The organism is Paenibacillus sp. FSL R7-0297 (assembly GCF_038009025.1).
Lineage (GTDB): Bacteria > Bacillota > Bacilli > Paenibacillales > Paenibacillaceae > Paenibacillus_AQ.
Genome location: NZ_JBBPAQ010000001.1, coordinates 6,508,323 through 6,525,657, shown reverse-complemented (window position 1 = coordinate 6,525,657; position 17,335 = coordinate 6,508,323). Strand labels below are relative to the sequence as shown.

The following is a 17,335-nucleotide window of genomic DNA, read 5'->3' as shown; positions in this document are numbered from 1 at the left end:
AGCAGATACAACGCTTATCTATCATCTATCCGCAGGGACAGGTGATGGATAGGCGTTTTTTGCGTTCAGTACCTATCACTCCACCCAAACCATAAATAGGGTCTGGCCATCCTTCTCCTTCTCATCAGCATAGATATTATTGAAAGAAGCGCTGCCAAGAGTCTTCAGTCGTGTCAGGTTATAGACCAGTGCAAAAGCGAGCTTAGGATCACTGGTCAGATAGCCGTCGAACTGGCGTCCGCCAACCTTATTATAGGCATCACTCATCACCCATTCTTCCGCTTCCCGCAAAGTATCAAAGGTGAGCATTTCTTCAAACCAGCGTATGTCTTGTAGGTTTACGTTTCGGTTCTCGTCTTTGACCCAAAAAAATTCCCGATGTGTGTTCTTTTCCTCGTCCAATGTCTGCCCCCCTATATTCTTACTCTTGTTTACAATTTACAAAACTCGCAATTCTAGTTAACCCAGTCTGATAGATTGAAAGTTGGCGATATGTTACGCTTTGACGGTCAGTTTAAAGAGATCGACTGGGAGGGTATTCTATTATATGAGACAAAAGCGTTGGAACAAACCTATCGCTTCAATACTGGCTGCAACTGTGATCACTGCACAGGTACTAGGCGGAGTTGTTGCCGGTTCAGTACTGGGAGGCGGGAAGGCGGAAGCTGCCACTGTTGCACCTGGCACAGTCAGCCTGCGGCTGATGAGTACTACAGATGTGCATACCAATGTGATGGGCTGGGACTACTTCAAGAACAAAGAGTCACTGACTGTGGGACTGGACCGGACGGCAACGCTGGTGAAACAGGCTCGTGCAGAGATGAACAACACAAACAATCTTTTACTCGACAACGGTGATTTGATTCAGGGTACACCGCTGGGTACGTACGCTTCGAAGCAAGTAGATGCTGAAGGCAAGACTATACAAATCAATCCGATGATTGCGGCTTTGAATACAATGGAATATGATGCTGCAACACTCGGCAACCACGAATTTAACTATGGTCTGCCGTATCTGAACAGCGTTACTTCGGCAACATATACAGATATACCTTTTATTAATGCGAATGTATATGTTAACGACGGAGACAATAATCCTGATAACGATGTAAATTACTTTAAACCATATGAAATTTTGGAAAAGCAAGTTAAAGACAGCAATGGCACTACACAGACGATTAACGTAGGCCTGATTGGTCTTGTTACACCACAGATTATGGACTGGGACAAAGCGAATCTGGAAGGCAAGGTTATTACTAAAGATATTGCTGAAACAGCGGCAAAATTCATTCCTGAGATGAAGGCAAAAGGTGCGGATATTATCGTTGCTATGGCGCACACTGGTTATGCTGATTCGGCAGTGCTCGGCGATGGCTCCGAGAATGACATCAAAGCACTAAGCCTGGTACCTAATATTGATGCAATCACATTCTCCCACACCCATAAAGTATTCCCGGCAGCAACTGTGGATGCTCTGGACGCATCGTTCAAGAATGCATCCAAAGCTTTGCTGCCTGGCATCGACAATGCCAAAGGTCAGATCAATGGTGTTCCAGCTGTTCAAGCCGGCTTCGGCGGAAACAATCTGGGCTTGATTGACCTCACCATTAAGCCAGAGGGAGACGGCTGGGTTGTAGACAAAACCAATTCCCAATCCTCTACCCGTTCAATTACGGGCGTGACTCCGGATGCTGCAGTGGACGCGGCCTTAAAAGCAGCCCATGAAGCTACAATTCAATATGTTAATACACCGCTGGGTAAAACGGATGTGCCGATGAACAGCTTCTTCGCGATGGTGCAGGATGATCCGACCGTTCAGATCGTAACCTATGCACAGCGAAGCTATGTAGAGAACCGGATTAATACAGATCCGACTCTGGCTGCTTACCAGGGGATGCCAATACTGAGCGTAGGCGCGCCTTTCAAAGCAGGACGCAACGGCCCTGATGAATATACTGATATTAAAGCAGGCGACCTGACGATCCGCAGTGCAAGTGACTTGTATCTTTACGATAATACATTGAAGGCAATTTTGGTTAAGGGGTCAACGGTAAAAGAATGGGTTGAAATGAGCGCAGGCGCCTTTAACCGTATCAAACCGGCGGTATCCACCACGCAGGAGCTGCTTAACTCTAAATTCTCCGTATACAATTTCGATGTGATTGACGGAATCGAGTATACGATCGATGTAACCCGCAATGCGAAATACAAAGAAGATGGCACAATTAATGATGCCAATTCCAGCCGGGTTACCTCAATCACGTATAATGACAAACCACTGAACATGGATGATAAGTTTATCGTTGTTACTAACAATTATCGTGCGAGCGGCGGCGGGAACTTCCCGGGCCTCAAAACAGATGCCAAGATGATTATTGACACTCTGGACGAGAACCGCCAAATTCTGATGGATTATATCAAGGAAGCAGGAACCGTTAACCAACCGGCCGACAATAACTGGTCGATTGCACCGATCAAAGGCAATGTCAATGTGACCTTTACATCGTCGCCGGATGCTGTTCCTTATGCTAGCGGCAAAATTAGCGATACAGGGACAAAGAACGCTAAAGGCTTTGAAATTTTTAATCTGAATCTGAAACAATCCGTTCCGGTACCGACCAAAGATGTTGAAGTGCATCTGATCGGAGTCAACGATTTGCACGGACAGCTGGATACAACCTCTATTGTCAGCAACCGGCCAGCAGGGACAGTCGCCTATCTGGCAGCTTACCTGAAACAAGCCCAGGCGAAGTATGAATACTCTCTATTGTTCCATAACGGCGATTCTGTCGGCGCTTCTGCTCCGGTATCCTCGCTTGAACGCGACGAACCGACGATCGAGTGGATGAACCTGATGAAATTCGATGTGGGTTCACTGGGTAACCATGAGTTCGACCAAGGTGTAGGGGCGATGAAATCACAAATCTTCGGCGGTGAAGATCCAAAGAATAAGTCAATCGTCCATAAAGGCGCGGACTTTGATTATATCAATGCCAATGCGGTGGATGAAAAAACCGGGACTCCGATCATTAATCCGTATGTAATCAAAGAAATCGGCGGCGTCAAAATCGGCTTTATCGGTGTCGTGACCAAGGCTACGCCAAGCAAAGTATCCCCTGAAGGTACGGCAGGCGTTAAATTCCTGAGCGCGACCGAGGAAGTCGAGGCAATCAATAAATACGCTAAGGAGCTTCAGGATAAAGGCGTACAAACGATTATTGTGCTTGCGCATGATCCTGCAACAACTAAAGACGGCAAGACGACAGGCGAAGCGGCCGATCTGGCGAATGCCCTCCCGGCTGGTTCCCCGGTCGATGTCATCGTTGCCGGCGACAACCACGCACTGGCCAACGGTACAGTTAACGGCAAGTTGATCGTTCAGGCATATTCGTATGGTACGGCTTATGATGACATTAAGCTGGTGATCGACCACACCACAGGCGATGTTAAAGAGAAATCTGCTATCGTTCCTACGACCTTCCAGGATGATCCTGGTATCACTCCTGATGCAGAGTCAGCAGCGTTGGTGAAAAAATACCTGGACAAGCACCCGGAGCTGAGCAATCCTGTAGGCACAACAGATGGTACGGTTACCCGTACAGATGTATACCTGAAGGAAGCTCCTCTAGGCAACCTGATTGCGGATGCCATGCGTCAAGCTGATTTCAAAGACGGCGCTAAGGCTCCTGCTGATTTTGCCTTCATGAATCCGGGCGGCATCCGCGCCGATCTGCCAAAGGGGAATGTCTCCTTCGGTGACTTGGCTAAGATCCAGCCATTTGGCAATACACTGGTGAAGCTGACGCTTACCGGTGAACAGATTAAGACACTGCTGCAGCAGCAATGGGCAGTGAAAGCCGACGGAACACCAGACATCAAGACACTGCAGATCTCCGGTCTGAAATATACTGCCAACATGTATCTGCCGGTTGCCAGCCGTGTGGCTAATCTGACCAAAACAGACGGGACACCAATTGAAATGTCCAAGACCTATACGGCTGTAGTCAACAACTTCATGGCTGCAGGCGGGGACAATTACAAAGTATTGACGCAAGCAAGTAAATCGCTGGCCGGACCGATTGATCTGGACGTATTCTACGAGTATATTGTGAATACGTTCAAAGGCGGTGCCATTAGAGCTGCTATTGAAGGCCGGATTACCAATGTTGCAGACCCGGGTTCAAACCCTGGTACAGGACCTGTTGCGACTGCAACACCTAAACCAACTGCTTCACCGTCAGCTTCTCCTAGTCCGGCGGCAACAGCAACTCCTGCACCGGCAGCCACTCCGGCTCCAACACAGAGTCCTGCCGCACCTGTAGCAGTATTCAAAGATTTGGGTAAGGTAGCCTGGGCACAGGAGGCCATTAATGCACTCGCGGCAAAAGGTATTATTAAAGGCATCGACGGCACGAATTTTGCTCCGGTGAAGAGCGTGACCCGTGCAGAATTCGTAACCATGCTGGTTCGTTCGCTCGGCTTGACGAATACGGCAACAGCTGTTACGTTCAGCGATGTGAAGCAAGGAGTCTGGTACTCGGACACCATCGCTGCTGCTGTAAATGCAGGTCTGGTAAGAGGTTCGGGCAACGGGAAATTCGAGCCGGGCCGTGAGATTACCCGTGAGGAAATGGCGATCATGATCGCTAATGCCCTCAAGGATCAGCTGCAGCCGGTTGATCCTGCTGCTCTGAATAAGTTTGCTGACAAGGCCAAGATTGCGTCCTATGCGCAGCAGCCTGTAGCACAGCTTACTCAGCTGGGGATCGTCAACGGTGTGGACGCCCAGAAATTCGCACCGAAAAGTATTGCAAACCGCGCCCAGGCGGCCGTCATTATTTACCGGATGCTGGAAAACAAAGCTTCCTGATTTCTATATGAATACAATTGAATCAGGCAAAAGGCCCGTGCACATTGTGCGCGGGCCTTTCCGTTTACGAGGATGCTAAGGCTTGTCCAGCCCAGACCATAGGCGTCTTGTTATTTCACTGCAGCTTCCCATTTACAGCGGATAGGGGAGACAATCGCATTTTCTTTTTTGAGCTCGGTGAAGGCCTTGTCGACCGCTTTGCGTTCCAGCCCTGACAGCTTCTCAACTTCACCTGCAGTTACAGGAGCTGCTGAAGCTTTAATGATTTCCAGTACTTGATCTTTAACACTCATGAGTTACACATCCTTTGTTCATTGTGATTTGGTCCATACTGATGCTTCGTAACATTCGTAATGTCAGACAAATCATAAAAGAAAAACGGTAAAGGGGCAGTGATTTTTTTACAATAGTAGTTTACAGTTCTATCCAAAAGTGATATCATAATTATATCAAATACATATCTAATGGAGGCATCTTTATGAAAGAGAAAACATTGCATCCTGTCAGCGGATTCTGGGTGGTGGCTCTAATTGCCATTTGTATCGGGGGCGGCATTTACGGTGCCGTTCAGGAATACGTGGCATTGCCTGTCATCCTGTTTGTTGCAGCCGGTATTCTATGTACGAGTATTACCGTCGTTCAGCCGAACAAGTCAGTGGTCGTGACCTTCTTTGGCCAATATGTCGGTACGATTGCAACCAGCGGGTTATTCGCTGTAATTCCGTTCAGCATCCGCAAGACCGTATCGCTGCGGGTCCGCAACTTCAACAGCGTGAAGCTGAAGGTCAATGATGTGGAAGGAAATCCGATTGAGATTGCTGCGGTGATTGTATTCAAGGTCATTAATTCGGCCAAGGCGCTGTTTGATGTAGATAAGTATATGGCGTTTGTGGAAATCCAGAGTGAAACGGCGCTGCGTCATGTAGCGAGTAGATACCCTTACGATAACTTCAATGAGACCGGCATGTCCCTGCGGGCCAATGCCGATGAGATTGCCAAAGAACTGGCGGTGGAGCTGCAGGAGCGTCTGTCCTTATCCGGTGTAGAAGTGATCGAAGCCCGCCTGACCCATCTGGCCTACTCCACAGAGATCGCCAGCACAATGCTGCAGCGCCAGCAGGCTTCGGCCATTCTATCTGCACGCCAGATCATCGTAGAAGGTGCTGTCGGCATGGTGGATATGGCAATCCGCCAACTCAAAGAGAGCGGTGTAGTTGAACTGGACGAAGAACGCAAGGCGGCGATGATCAATAATCTGATGGTGGCGATTGTGTCGGAGCGCGGTGCGAGCCCAGTCATTAACGCTGGCTCGTTGTACTAAGGCGGTAATATTATGGCGGCCAAAAAAAGCTTTCCGCTGCGGATCGATCCCGAACTGCACGAAGCGCTGGAACGTTGGGCGGGAGAAGAGTTTCGCAGCGTAAACGGACATATCGAATACTTGCTGCGTGAGTCTTTGAAGCGCGCAGGCCGCTTGCCGGGTAAGAAACGCCGGGAAGAAGAATGAACAGCCTGGGGCGGCGGCGCTTCAGACTTGTATAACTTGCTGAACCGGCTGTGCCGTCCTTGTGAGGAGGCACAGCCGGTTCCACTTGACGGAAGATAAGCTGAGATTTATAATTACCGTAATTCACGTTATCAGCTTCGACAAAGATATGAATCGATGTTCAGGACCGCTTCAGAGAGAGGAAACCCCAGGCTGCAATTTCCTCCGGTACCGGCTTTTGATTTACCCCTTTGTAGCTGCGGTTATGAATTCCTGGGATGTCCGGCTGCGGACATCATTTCAGCAGGATAGTAAGAACCGCCGGTTCATGGCCGTTATCTCCATGCTGACGAAGGATTCTATTCTGCAATGCCGCTGCTCTGCAGCAGCTTTTGTATAATGGTATCGAATTTGGGTGGAACCACGGGTGCAATCACTCGTCCCTTTGCGGGACGGGTGTTTTTTGTGTGCAGAGACCTGCCGAAGAAGCAAGTATCACAGAAGCGGATGTTCCGCACAACTAAGCCAATGCTCCCGGAGTAAGTTTGTACGTAAAGGATCAGGGAAGTATTGGCTAACAAACTTTTAGGAGGAAGAAAAATGTCAGTAAATATCAAACTTCCGGACGGTTCGGTCCGGGAATACCCGGACGGCAGCAGCATTGATGATGTAGCAGCCTCGATCAGCAGCGGACTTCGTAAGAATGCCGCTGCAGGCAAAATCAACGGAATCGTCGTGGATCTGTCCACTCAGCTGCAGGAAGGCGATCTTGTAGAGATCGTAACCCTGGATTCCCCGGAAGGCCTGGAAGTGATGCGTCACAGTACAGCTCACCTTATGGCCCAGGCGGTAAGACGTTTGTTCGGAACTATGGAGGTTAAGCTCGGAGTAGGTCCGGTAATTGAAGACGGCTTCTATTATGATATGGATCTGGAGCATCCGCTGAATCCGGAGGATCTGCTGAAGATTGAGAAGGAAATGGAACGTATCGTTTCTGAGAACCTGCCGATTGTCCGCCATGAGGTAAGCCGTCAGGAAGCGCTGGACAGATTCGGCGAGCTGGCCGATCCTTACAAGCTGGAGCTGATTCAGGCGCTGCCGGAAGACAGCGTGATTACAATCTATGAACAGGGCGAATTCTTCGACCTCTGCCGTGGTCCGCATTTGCCGTCCACTGCGAAGATCAAAGTGTTCAAGCTGATGAACGTAGCCGGTGCTTACTGGCGCGGAGACAGCAAGAACAAGATGCTGCAGCGCGTATACGGCACAGCCTGGATCAAAAAGGCCCAGCTTGACGAGCATCTGCGTCTGCTGGAGGAAGCGAAAAAGCGCGATCACCGTAAGCTGGGCAAGGAACTGGAAATCTTCACCTTCAACCAGCTCGTTGGACAAGGCCTGCCGATCTGGCTGCCTAAGGGCGCCAAGCTGCGCAGCATTCTGGAGCGCTATATTGTAGATCTGGAAGCCAGCCTTGGTTACCAGCATGTCTACACTCCAGTACTGGGGAATGTAGAGCTGTACAAGACTTCCGGACATTGGGAACACTACCAGGAAGACATGTTCCCTAAGATGACTATTGATAACGAGGAGTTCGTGCTTCGTCCAATGAACTGCCCGCATCACATGATGATCTATAAGAGCTCGATGCACAGCTATCGCGATCTGCCGATCCGTATTGCCGAGCTGGGCATCCAGCACCGTTATGAAATGTCGGGAGCCCTGACAGGCCTGCACCGTGTCCGTTCGATGACGCTGAATGATTCCCATATCTTCTGTCGTCTGGACCAGATCAAAGGCGAGTTCATCCGCGTGCTCGAGCTGATCAAGCAGGTATACAGCGACTTTGGGATTGAAGATTACCGTTTCCGACTCTCTTACCGGGACCCTAAGGATACAGAGAAGTATTATGCCAATGATGAAATGTGGGAGACAGCACAGCGTATGCTGCGTGAGGTTGTCGAAGAAGCCGGCCTGCCATTCTACGAAGCCGAAGGCGAAGCAGCCTTCTATGGCCCTAAGCTGGATGTTCAGATCAAAACAGTATTGGGTAAGGAAGAAACACTGTCGACTGTACAGATCGACTTCCTGCTGCCGGAACGCTTTGAGCTGGAATATGTCGGGGATGATGGACAGAAACACCGTCCGGTTGTCTTGCACCGCGGAATTCTAGGAACTATGGAACGTTTCGTAGCATTCCTGCTGGAGAACTTTGCCGGTTCACTGCCGCTGTGGCTGTCTCCGCAGCAAGTGAAGATCATTCCGGTATCCTCGGCCTTTGATGAATATGCGAAGGAAGTGGCTGCGAAGCTGCTGCGCAGCGGCATCCGCGCCGAAGTTGACTTGCGCAATGAGAAAATGGGTTACAAAATCCGTGAAGCACAGCTGGAGAAGCTTCCATACATGTTCGTCGTAGGCGAGAATGAAATGAATGCCGGCAGCGTATCAATCCGCAAACGCGGTGAAGGCGACATCGGCGCCAAACCGCTGCAGGAAGTCATCGATTCGCTTACGCAGGAAATTGCGGGACGCGTAATCTAAAGCATTCACAAGCTGTTAATAGTACGTATAATTACGAATTAATAACCTCTGTTATAAGCCGCGTGGGACCGCTATTATCCGGTGTCAGGTATAAAATTTTGTGAAACGGGAAACCTTCGCTATATGGGGAGGTTTAACTAATGAACAAAATGGGCTTATACCAGAGGTTTTGGTGTCTTTTCGTCACCATCGTGCTTCTGCTGACAGCAGCCGGGATCTACCCGGATGATTCGCGCAAATCGGCACAGGCAAGAGGGACGGGAGACACTGCAGGACAACTTAGTGCGGCCACCACGAATTCTCAGGTTCAGCGTCAAGAGGCAGGTTCGGCATCCCGTCTGGGAGGCTCTTCGCGGTTACGGCAGCCGGTTACCGTCCAGGCTCCTAAGCCAGCACAGGTGCCGGAGAGTAAGCCGAAGGCGAAGGCAGCTCCCAAGCAGCCGGATTCGGTACCGGTAGCTGCACCTGCGCCGGAGCAGATCATCACTTCAATGAAAGTAACAGCGACCGGCTATACGGCCGGGTACGAATCCACAGGCAAGACCGCGAAGCATCCGCAGTATGGAATTACGTACTCGGGTGTCAAGGTACGCCGGGACAAGAATGCCGTATCCACCATTGCTGCAGACCCGAAAGTTCTGCCTTTGGGAAGTATTTTATATATTCCGGGTTATGGATATGCTATAGTGGCCGACACCGGTTCAGCGATTAAAGGGCGGAAGATTGACTTGTACTTCAGCACCACCAAGCAGGTGTACAAAGAATGGGGCAAGAAGACGGTTGTCGTCCATCTCATCAAACGCGGTAACGGAAAATGCACGGAGAGTATGCTGAAAAGTCTCGGACATGCAATCCAGACCTATAATGCAGTGCCGCAATATTTGCTGGAAGAGGTTATTTAAGGGCTGGACCGGCCTCACTGAGTTTGAATTGTTTTTCACGTAAGCATGCATAATACGACGTCACATTTCCCATAATATCGACTGGGGCAAAGCGACTTGCCTCTTCCGATATAATCTTTTCGTCAGCTCTAAACAGGCTGTACTGAAGGAAAAGGGAGGTGATTTCCGTGGCCAATTCCAAGAAACCAAAGGTACAAGAGAACTTCAAAACACCGAATGAAAAATACAATGCTGAGTTTGCCGTTGAGAACGACGGTGCAACTACTAAGAGCAACACGTTCTCCAAACCGGTACAAAAACCACAGCAGTAATGCTGGGGTAACGGTATGAGCATTTGAAGCGTCAAGGCTGTCCTCTCACGTCCGGATTATGGGCTGAAAGGGCAGCTTTTTTATGGGCATCATACAATTAACGGAATATTCCAGCCGTCTCGGTCTGGAGACTGAGGCCTGTTTCCTTCTCACGCCGCTGTTCCCCGCAGCTTTCTTCCTGTAGACTAGGACTATAAGCGTGAAGAAGCGAGAGTTACACTAACTACTAGGGGGAATGACATATGAAACGACGGTTCACCAGCCAGGTGCTCGGCGGACTGATCCTTATCGGTCTCGGAGGCCTGTTCCTGCTAAGACAGATGGGCTACACTGATTTCAGCTTGGGTTCAATGATATCTACGTATTGGCCGGTTATTCTGATTATATTAGGGGTTAAACGCTTTCTGTCCCCGGACGATGAGCATTCGAGATTCTCTGCAACACTTGGCGGATTTTTCTTTCTGGCCATCGGCGTGTTTTTCCTGGGGCGGAATTTAGAATGGTTTGACTTCTCGGCAGGTGATTTCTTCAAAATGCTGATCCCGGTTATGCTGATCGGCGGCGGTTTAGCCGTTATTTTCAAGCCGCGGGGGACAACGCCGCCGGTTCCTCCGGCACCACCGGATTTCTATCCGCCCGAACCGGGCAAAAGCCCGCTGGATGCGAAGCCTCCTGCACCGCTGGAATCGACGCTCGATGAGCAGTTTGAGCAGAAGTTCGGCAAATCTGCCGGTGCCGGCGGGCGGGACTGGAATGATTATCTGCACAAAGACACGGAGGATGAAGACGAAGAACAGGGAGACTCCTCTTCTTCGTCGGATGCCCGGTGGCAGGAGAAGCAGGAACGCCATGAACGCAGACGCCAGGAGCGTCAGGAACGCCATGCCCGCCGCCACGGCGAATGGCATGAGGAGTTTCAGGATTCCGGGCAGGACAAAGAAACAACGAACCGCTCGGCTTTTATCGGGGATGTCCATATGGGCCGCGAGCATTTCCAGCTGAAACAAACCAATATTTCGCAGTTTATCGGGGATACAGTGCTGGATCTGACCAATGCGCAAATTCCTTACGGTGAGACCAAGATCAACATTTCCGCTTTTGTCGGTGATATTAAGGTTTATATTCCCGATGATATGAATCTTGGTGTATCGGTTAACGGCAGCTCGTTCATTGGTGATATGCAGGTGCTTGAGCAGTCGCGCAGCGGGTTCATGAGTAATGTGCAGTGCAAGACGCCTTATTATAAGGAAGCAGGTAAAAAAGTCCGCATTAACGTCAGCTGCTTCATCGGTGACATTAAAGTCAAAACGGTGGGCTAAATGGGGACGATCTTCAGCAATACGAAGTGGATGCTGCTGGTGTATTTCCTGCTTAGCGGCGGAGTAACTGCCGGACTGATGTATGCCGGGACATGCCTGGGCTATATCCGGGTGGTGGATACCCGCATGTGGCTGTACCTGTGTCTGGGCATTGTGCTCTTCACAGTGACTATCGGCTATATTGCCGGACAGCGGATTCAGCGGCGGATCGACCATCTGGATCTGAATATGCTTCAGGTAGCCAAAGGCAATCTGTCCGTACGGATGCCGGAGAGCGAAGACCAGTCTTTTGCCCGGGTATATCACGAATTCAATATTATGATGGATACTGTGGAGAAGAAGATGAAGCTTTTGCAGCAGCTGGGTGAACAGGAAGTCATCGAGAAGGAAAAGGCGGCGGAGAGCGCGGTACTGGAAGAGCGGAGGCGTATGGCCCGGGATCTGCATGATACGGTGAGCCAGCAGCTTTTTGCGATTCACATGTCCGCTTCTTCGCTGCCTAAAGTGCTTGAACGGAGCGCGGAGCACGGGCAGACGGTGATGGACCAGCTGATCAGCATGTCCCAGATGGCGCAGAAGCAAATGAGGGCATTGATCGCGCAGCTGCGTCCGGTGGAGCTGGAGGGGCGCAATCTGTTCGAGGCGCTGGAGAAATGGTTCCCGGATTACTGCCGCCAGAACGGGCTCAAGGGGGTAAAGGAGCTTGAACTGCAGGGTGAGCTGTCCGAAGCGATTGAGCATCAGCTGTTCCTGATTATTCAGGAGTCGATGGCGAACATCGTGAAGCATGCCGGAGCACGGGTAGTCAGCCTGTCGCTGCGTGAAGTGCCGCGCCAGGTTGTGCTGAGCATCAGCGATGACGGGCAGGGCTTCGAGCAGGTGCAGCATAAACAGGGCTCCTACGGACTTACCACCATGCGCGAGCGTGCCGAGAAGCTCGGCGGCCAGGTAGAGATTATCAGCCGTAAGGGGGCGGGAACGACGATCCGCGTACATATACCAAAGTTTGTGCAGGGCATCCCGGAGCCGGTTGATGCCGAATCTGAGTCTGATAGGGGGAGTACAGAATGAGTCTCATTAAAGTGCTGCTGGTGGATGATCATGATATGGTGCGGATGGGGCTCAAAACCTATCTGATGCTTGATCCAATGTTTGAAGTTATAGGTGAGGCAGCCAACGGGCATAAGGCGCTAGGCATGCTGCGTGAACTGGGGCATGATGCCCTGCCGGATCTGGTGCTGATGGATTTGATGATGCCGGTCATGAACGGGGCGGAGACAACGCGCGCAGTGCTGGCCGAATTCCCGGGTCTCAAAATTGTCATCCTCACCAGTTTCCTGGAGGATGATCTTGTTGTAGACGCGATCGAGGCAGGGGCAGTCAGCTATGTGCTCAAAACCGTCTCGGCAGAAGAGCTGATCTACGCGCTGCAAGGCGCGTACCGCGGCATGCCGGTGATGACCGGCGATGTCTCGCAGGCACTTACCCGAGGCATCCGCCAGCGTACCGTACAGGGCGACTCTTCCGGCTTGACCGAGCGGGAGAAGGAAGTTCTGCTGCTGATCGCTGAGGGCAAAACCAATAAAGATATCGGCGAGGAGCTGCATATCAGCATCAAGACGGTGAAGACGCATGTCAGCAACCTGCTGATGAAATGTGAGCTGGATGACCGCACCCAGCTGGCCATCTACGCCCACCGTAAGGGCTGGGCGCAGAGTTAGCTCCTTCAGGCCAGTGAATCCTGCGCAAAATACAACATTTTCCTTTACATATCGTCTATAATCGAAAATTGTTGTACGAAAGGCAGCATTCCAACTCGTTCAAACGGCTAAACGGGACGATTCTTGTATTTCGTATAGGCGTGTTGATTTCCCAAAAAAAGGGACGAAAAAGGCCGCCATTTCGGGTAATGGTAAGTACGACCAAACCAAACCGAAATGAGGCGACCTCATGAATAAATATACCCCATTTTTAGCCGTTTTCAAACAAGTGTTAACACCGGAAGAAGTCCAAATGGTGACCGGACAAACCAAGGACTACGTGGATAGAGGAACCAAAATGACCGTCGGGTTGCTGCTCGATTACTTTGTCCAAGCCTGCTACCACAAATGGGACGGATTCCGGCAGAGTGCCCGATTAGGCCCAAGCTTTGACTTGCCAGAAATTCATTACTCCACCCTTTCCGGCAAGGCCGGTGAAGTCCCTTACGAAATCTTCAAACGTATCTTTCAAATGCTCGTCACGAAATGTAACCGCCAAACCCGGCGGCATTTGAATCTTCCTAAAGATCTTTTGCTGATTGACTCGACTACGGTCACGGCGGCGAACTCTAGAATGCCTTGGGCCTCGTACAAAAAATTCAGAGGGGGTATTAAGCTGCATGTTGCTCTTTCGCATGGCCAGCGTTCACCCCTGAACGTGAAGGAATCGATCGCGAAGCGCAATGACGCTCCGTTTGGAGAAGTCTTGGCCGATACGGACTACATTTTGGTACAGGATCGGGCGTATGGAAAAATCAGCAGATTGGATCAATATGTGCTCCAGGGCCAGTCGTTTGTGATTCGGCTCAAAGACAATCTCCATTTGGTGAAGCCAAGAGAACTCCAGCGACCCGCAGAGGGAGAAACGAAAATTGTTCGTGATATTACTTGTTATATCGGTCAAGGGAAGTGCCAATCTGCTCAGCGCCACCGGGTCGTAGAATTTGAAAATGACCGGGGTGAAGTCGTACGGGTCGTGACCGATTTGAGAAAAGAGTCCGCTCATGTGATCGCTGAAATCTACAAGGCACGCTGGGAAATTGAAGTCTTTTTCCGCTGGATTAAACAGCATCTGAACGTGCCATGTCTATTTGGAACCACTGAAAATGCGGTATACAGCCAATTGTTTGTGGCCCTTGCTGTCTATGTGCTTCTGAAACGCGTTTATGATGAAATCCACCCCAACGTGCCTGCCTTTGCTCAACTGACCCTTTGGGAATTTATGCAGCATTGGCGTATATTTAGTCTTCCGCTGGAGTGGCAGGTTCAACTTAGTCTGCTCAGGAACAAAGGGGTTTTGGGGATTATATCCATCCCATAATATGGGGAATCAACAGGCCTGTATTTCGTACAACAATTCTCCGTAACATCCTGTTATCTAGGAAGCAAAGTTGCAATATGTACAATTTTCATGCCTATTGTACGTATGCGTGAAGCGGTAACCTTCAATACCCCCGGCGCTATAATGCCGGGGGATTTGCATGTCCTCTACGTCCGGCAATTGCCTCAACAGCCTCAGTAACCGCGTTTCCGGCGGTTCTCCCTCATATTCTCTTTTAAGTGTTCATATCTTTTATCTCCGCTTAAATTGTTTTTAATGTGACCTTAAGGTTTAAAGTACAAAATAAGAACAAGAAAACAAATAACACTTTGCCGGATGCGGCAGAGCGCGGGAGGAAAGAAAACATGGACGATAACAAAAACAATTACAATCGTGAGAACAACTTCAATCGTGATAATGAACCGGGACCGCAGCGGGAATGGGACAGTAAAGATAGCACTAACAGTAATTCATCAAACGAAGCAGGCTCTTCCTACTACTATTCCTATGGGCCGTTCAAATCCCTGAACAACGACGAGATGAATGGTGAAGATCCGCAGCACTATAACCGCCGGGAGCCGGAGCGTGTAGAGATCTCACCTCCGCAGCCGGTCAAGCCTTTACCTTACAGCACTTCGCTCCGTACCACAGGATATGACGGCAATGGCGGACGCGGCGGCAATCCTCCTGAGGGGGGCAATGGCTGGCAGTATAACCGTAAGCCGAAGAAGCCGGTTAAGGCGGTACTTATTTCTTTTCTTGCAGGAATGATTGTATTATCGGGTTCGATGTTCATGGCGGACCGGGGCAACTGGTTCACAGGCGATCAGGCAGTTACTGCTGCCGTTACGAATACAGCAGCTAAGACAGCGAACGGAAGTGCTACCATTACGCCTTCCACTTCCACAGCAGCACTGGTTACCGGATCGGGTGATGTATCCAGCGTAGTAGATGGGGTGGGACCGGCAGTTGTCAAAATTGAGACGCTGGTTAAATCAAGCAGCAGAAGCAGCAGTAATCCGAATATGAGCGATCCGTTCTCCCAATTCTTCTTCGGTGATCAGTTCGGCGGCAGCGGATCTTCCGGCTCCAATTCAGAATCCCAGCCGGAATCAAACAATTCGGATTCATCCCAGCTTACTCCTTACGGAATCGGCACAGGCTTCATTTATAATTCAGACGGTTATATTCTGACCAACCAGCATGTGGTGGATAATGCAGATGTCATTCAGGTTACGGTTGACGGCAATACCAAACCTTATGAAGCGAAATTGCTCGGCTCCAGCAAAGATCTGGACTTGGCAGTGCTCAAAATTGAAGGAACGGACTTCCCTACAGTGGCGCTTGGTGATTCCGACAGCATTAAGGTAGGTTCAGAAGTCGTAGCGATTGGTAACCCGCAGGGCTTTGACCACACCGTTACAGCAGGTGTACTGAGTGCCAAGGGCCGCAGTATTGATATTAATGAAGAAGACGGAAGCGGCACACGCAATTACAAGAACTTGCTGCAGACGGATGCTTCGATTAATCCAGGGAACTCGGGCGGACCGCTGCTTAACATGAACGGTCAGGTCATCGGGATGAATGTGGCGGTTAGCACAGACTCCCAGGGTATCGGTTTTGCTATCGCGGTCAATACCATTAAAGAAGTTGTAGAGAAACTGGAAGCCAATCAGGAAATTCCGAAAGAACCGGTACCATTCATCGGCGCTTCGCTGATGACCATTACCGATGAAGTCGCTAAGCAAATGGGCACTGACCTTAAAGAAGGCTCCGTAGTCGCCGAGATTGTCTTCAAATCTCCAGCGTATACCGCCGACCTCCGCCCTTACGATATCATCACAGGTGTGAACGGTACGAACTATGCCACCAGCCAGGATCTGATTACTTACATCCAGACGCTCAAAGTTGGCGATCAGGTGACACTGAATGTGGTTCGTGACGGTAAGAAGCTGGATCTTCCGGTAAAGATCGGCAATAAAAATGATTTTGACACGACTCAAACTCAGAAGCAATAAACACACCGGACGGTGAGCAGTACAGCGGAAGGGGAGACCCTTCCGTTTTTGCTGCATAGGCTGCGGGTAAACGGATTCATGATACAATATAGATATATGAACTGAACAATGGGGGCTGCTTGATGCGACCGAATATTCTAATTATTGATGACGATGAGAAAATTATATCCATGCTGCGCCGCGGGCTTGCCTTTGAAGGGTATGATGTCAAAACAGCCGCTAACGGGGCAGATGGGCTGCGTGCCGTTCTGAACAGCGATCCGGATGTGGTTATCCTGGATGTAATGATGCCGCAAGTGGACGGGTTTGAGGTATGCCGCCGTCTGCGTGAGGGCGGAAGCAGTGTTCCGGTACTTATGCTGACGGCCAAGGATGAGATTGAACACAGGGTCAAAGGGCTCGATCTGGGTGCGGACGATTATCTGGTGAAGCCGTTTGCTCTGGAGGAGCTGCTTGCCCGGGTAAGGGCACTGCTCCGGCGCAAAAGTGAGCAGGGCGGAGGCTCGGACCAGGCGGTTTCCTATGAGGATATCACACTGGATGTAGATTCGCGTGAAGTGACGCGTGCAGGCAAACGTCTGGAGCTGACGGCAAAGGAATTCGAACTGCTGCATCTGTTCATGCAGAACCCGAAGCGGGTGCTGTCCCGTGATCTCATCATGGATAAGATCTGGGGTTACGATTACAGCGGTGAATCCAATGTGCTTGAGGTATATATCGCAATGCTGCGCCAGAAGACGGAAGAGCATGGCGGCAAAAGGCTGATTCAAACGATCCGGGGAGCCGGCTACATCCTAAGAGGTGACTAAT

The 17,335-nt window shown here is 50.4% G+C and carries 14 protein-coding genes; 12 read left to right on the top strand and 2 right to left on the bottom strand.

Features of this window, described 5'->3' with window-relative positions; translation table 11 throughout:
• Positions 1-75 precede the first annotated feature (75 nt).
• Positions 76-402 (bottom strand): hypothetical protein, encoded by a 327-nt coding sequence (locus MKZ24_RS28415; protein WP_340789009.1) that lies wholly within the window; start codon positions 400-402, stop codon positions 76-78.
• A 145-nt stretch (positions 403-547) separates the two neighbouring features.
• On the opposite strand from MKZ24_RS28415, the gene MKZ24_RS28410 reads away from it, so the two are divergent.
• Complete coding sequence (locus MKZ24_RS28410) at positions 548-4,870, top strand: bifunctional 2',3'-cyclic-nucleotide 2'-phosphodiesterase/3'-nucleotidase (RefSeq protein ID WP_340789008.1); 4,323 nt, start codon at positions 548-550, stop codon at positions 4,868-4,870.
• Between the two features lie 110 nt (positions 4,871-4,980).
• On the opposite strand, the gene MKZ24_RS28405 is transcribed toward MKZ24_RS28410, so the two are convergent.
• Positions 4,981-5,163 (bottom strand): hypothetical protein, encoded by a 183-nt coding sequence (locus MKZ24_RS28405; RefSeq protein ID WP_039303325.1) that lies wholly within the window; start codon positions 5,161-5,163, stop codon positions 4,981-4,983.
• Between the two features lie 185 nt (positions 5,164-5,348).
• On the opposite strand from MKZ24_RS28405, the gene MKZ24_RS28400 reads away from it, so the two are divergent.
• The 11 genes from MKZ24_RS28400 to MKZ24_RS28350 all read left to right on the top strand — a co-directional run bounded on the left by MKZ24_RS28400 (position 5,349) and on the right by MKZ24_RS28350 (position 17,334).
• On the top strand, positions 5,349-6,191 hold the full coding sequence (locus MKZ24_RS28400; protein WP_042234219.1) for an SPFH domain-containing protein: 843 nt from the start codon (positions 5,349-5,351) through the stop codon (positions 6,189-6,191).
• A 12-nt stretch (positions 6,192-6,203) separates the two neighbouring features.
• Positions 6,204-6,377, top strand: a complete 174-nt coding sequence (locus MKZ24_RS28395) for a toxin-antitoxin system HicB family antitoxin (protein ID WP_039303331.1) — start codon at positions 6,204-6,206, stop codon at positions 6,375-6,377.
• Positions 6,378-6,956: 579 nt separating this feature from the next.
• Entirely contained in the window at positions 6,957-8,894 is a 1,938-nt protein-coding gene (gene thrS, locus MKZ24_RS28390) for a threonine--tRNA ligase (RefSeq protein WP_340789000.1), read from the top strand.
• A 191-nt stretch (positions 8,895-9,085) separates the two neighbouring features.
• On the top strand, positions 9,086-9,796 hold the full coding sequence (locus tag MKZ24_RS28385) for a 3D domain-containing protein (protein WP_445323725.1): 711 nt from the start codon (positions 9,086-9,088) through the stop codon (positions 9,794-9,796).
• Positions 9,797-9,963: 167 nt separating this feature from the next.
• Complete coding sequence (locus tag MKZ24_RS28380; protein ID WP_156123046.1) at positions 9,964-10,107, top strand: hypothetical protein; 144 nt, start codon at positions 9,964-9,966, stop codon at positions 10,105-10,107.
• Positions 10,108-10,349: 242 nt separating this feature from the next.
• Positions 10,350-11,426 carry a cell wall-active antibiotics response protein LiaF gene (gene liaF, locus MKZ24_RS28375; RefSeq protein ID WP_340788993.1) on the top strand — a complete coding sequence of 359 codons (1,077 nt, stop codon included), beginning with the start codon at positions 10,350-10,352 and terminating at the stop codon, positions 11,424-11,426.
• Positions 11,427-12,497: a HAMP domain-containing sensor histidine kinase gene (locus MKZ24_RS28370; RefSeq protein WP_042234229.1), complete on the top strand. Its 1,071-nt coding sequence runs from the start codon at positions 11,427-11,429 to the stop codon at positions 12,495-12,497.
• Positions 12,494-13,147, top strand: coding sequence for a response regulator (locus tag MKZ24_RS28365; RefSeq protein WP_042234231.1), 654 nt, complete (start codon positions 12,494-12,496; stop codon positions 13,145-13,147). Before MKZ24_RS28370 ends, MKZ24_RS28365 begins: the two co-directional genes overlap by 4 nt.
• A 229-nt stretch (positions 13,148-13,376) precedes the next feature.
• On the top strand, positions 13,377-14,507 hold the full coding sequence (locus tag MKZ24_RS28360) for an IS4 family transposase (protein WP_340782655.1): 1,131 nt from the start codon (positions 13,377-13,379) through the stop codon (positions 14,505-14,507).
• Positions 14,508-14,872: 365 nt separating this feature from the next.
• Complete coding sequence (locus MKZ24_RS28355; RefSeq protein WP_042234232.1) at positions 14,873-16,525, top strand: S1C family serine protease; 1,653 nt, start codon at positions 14,873-14,875, stop codon at positions 16,523-16,525.
• A gap of 122 nt (positions 16,526-16,647) precedes the next feature.
• A complete protein-coding gene (locus MKZ24_RS28350; protein WP_042135165.1) occupies positions 16,648-17,334 on the top strand; it encodes a response regulator transcription factor in 687 nt (228 codons plus the stop codon).
• The last annotated feature ends 1 nt before the right edge of the window (position 17,335 follow it).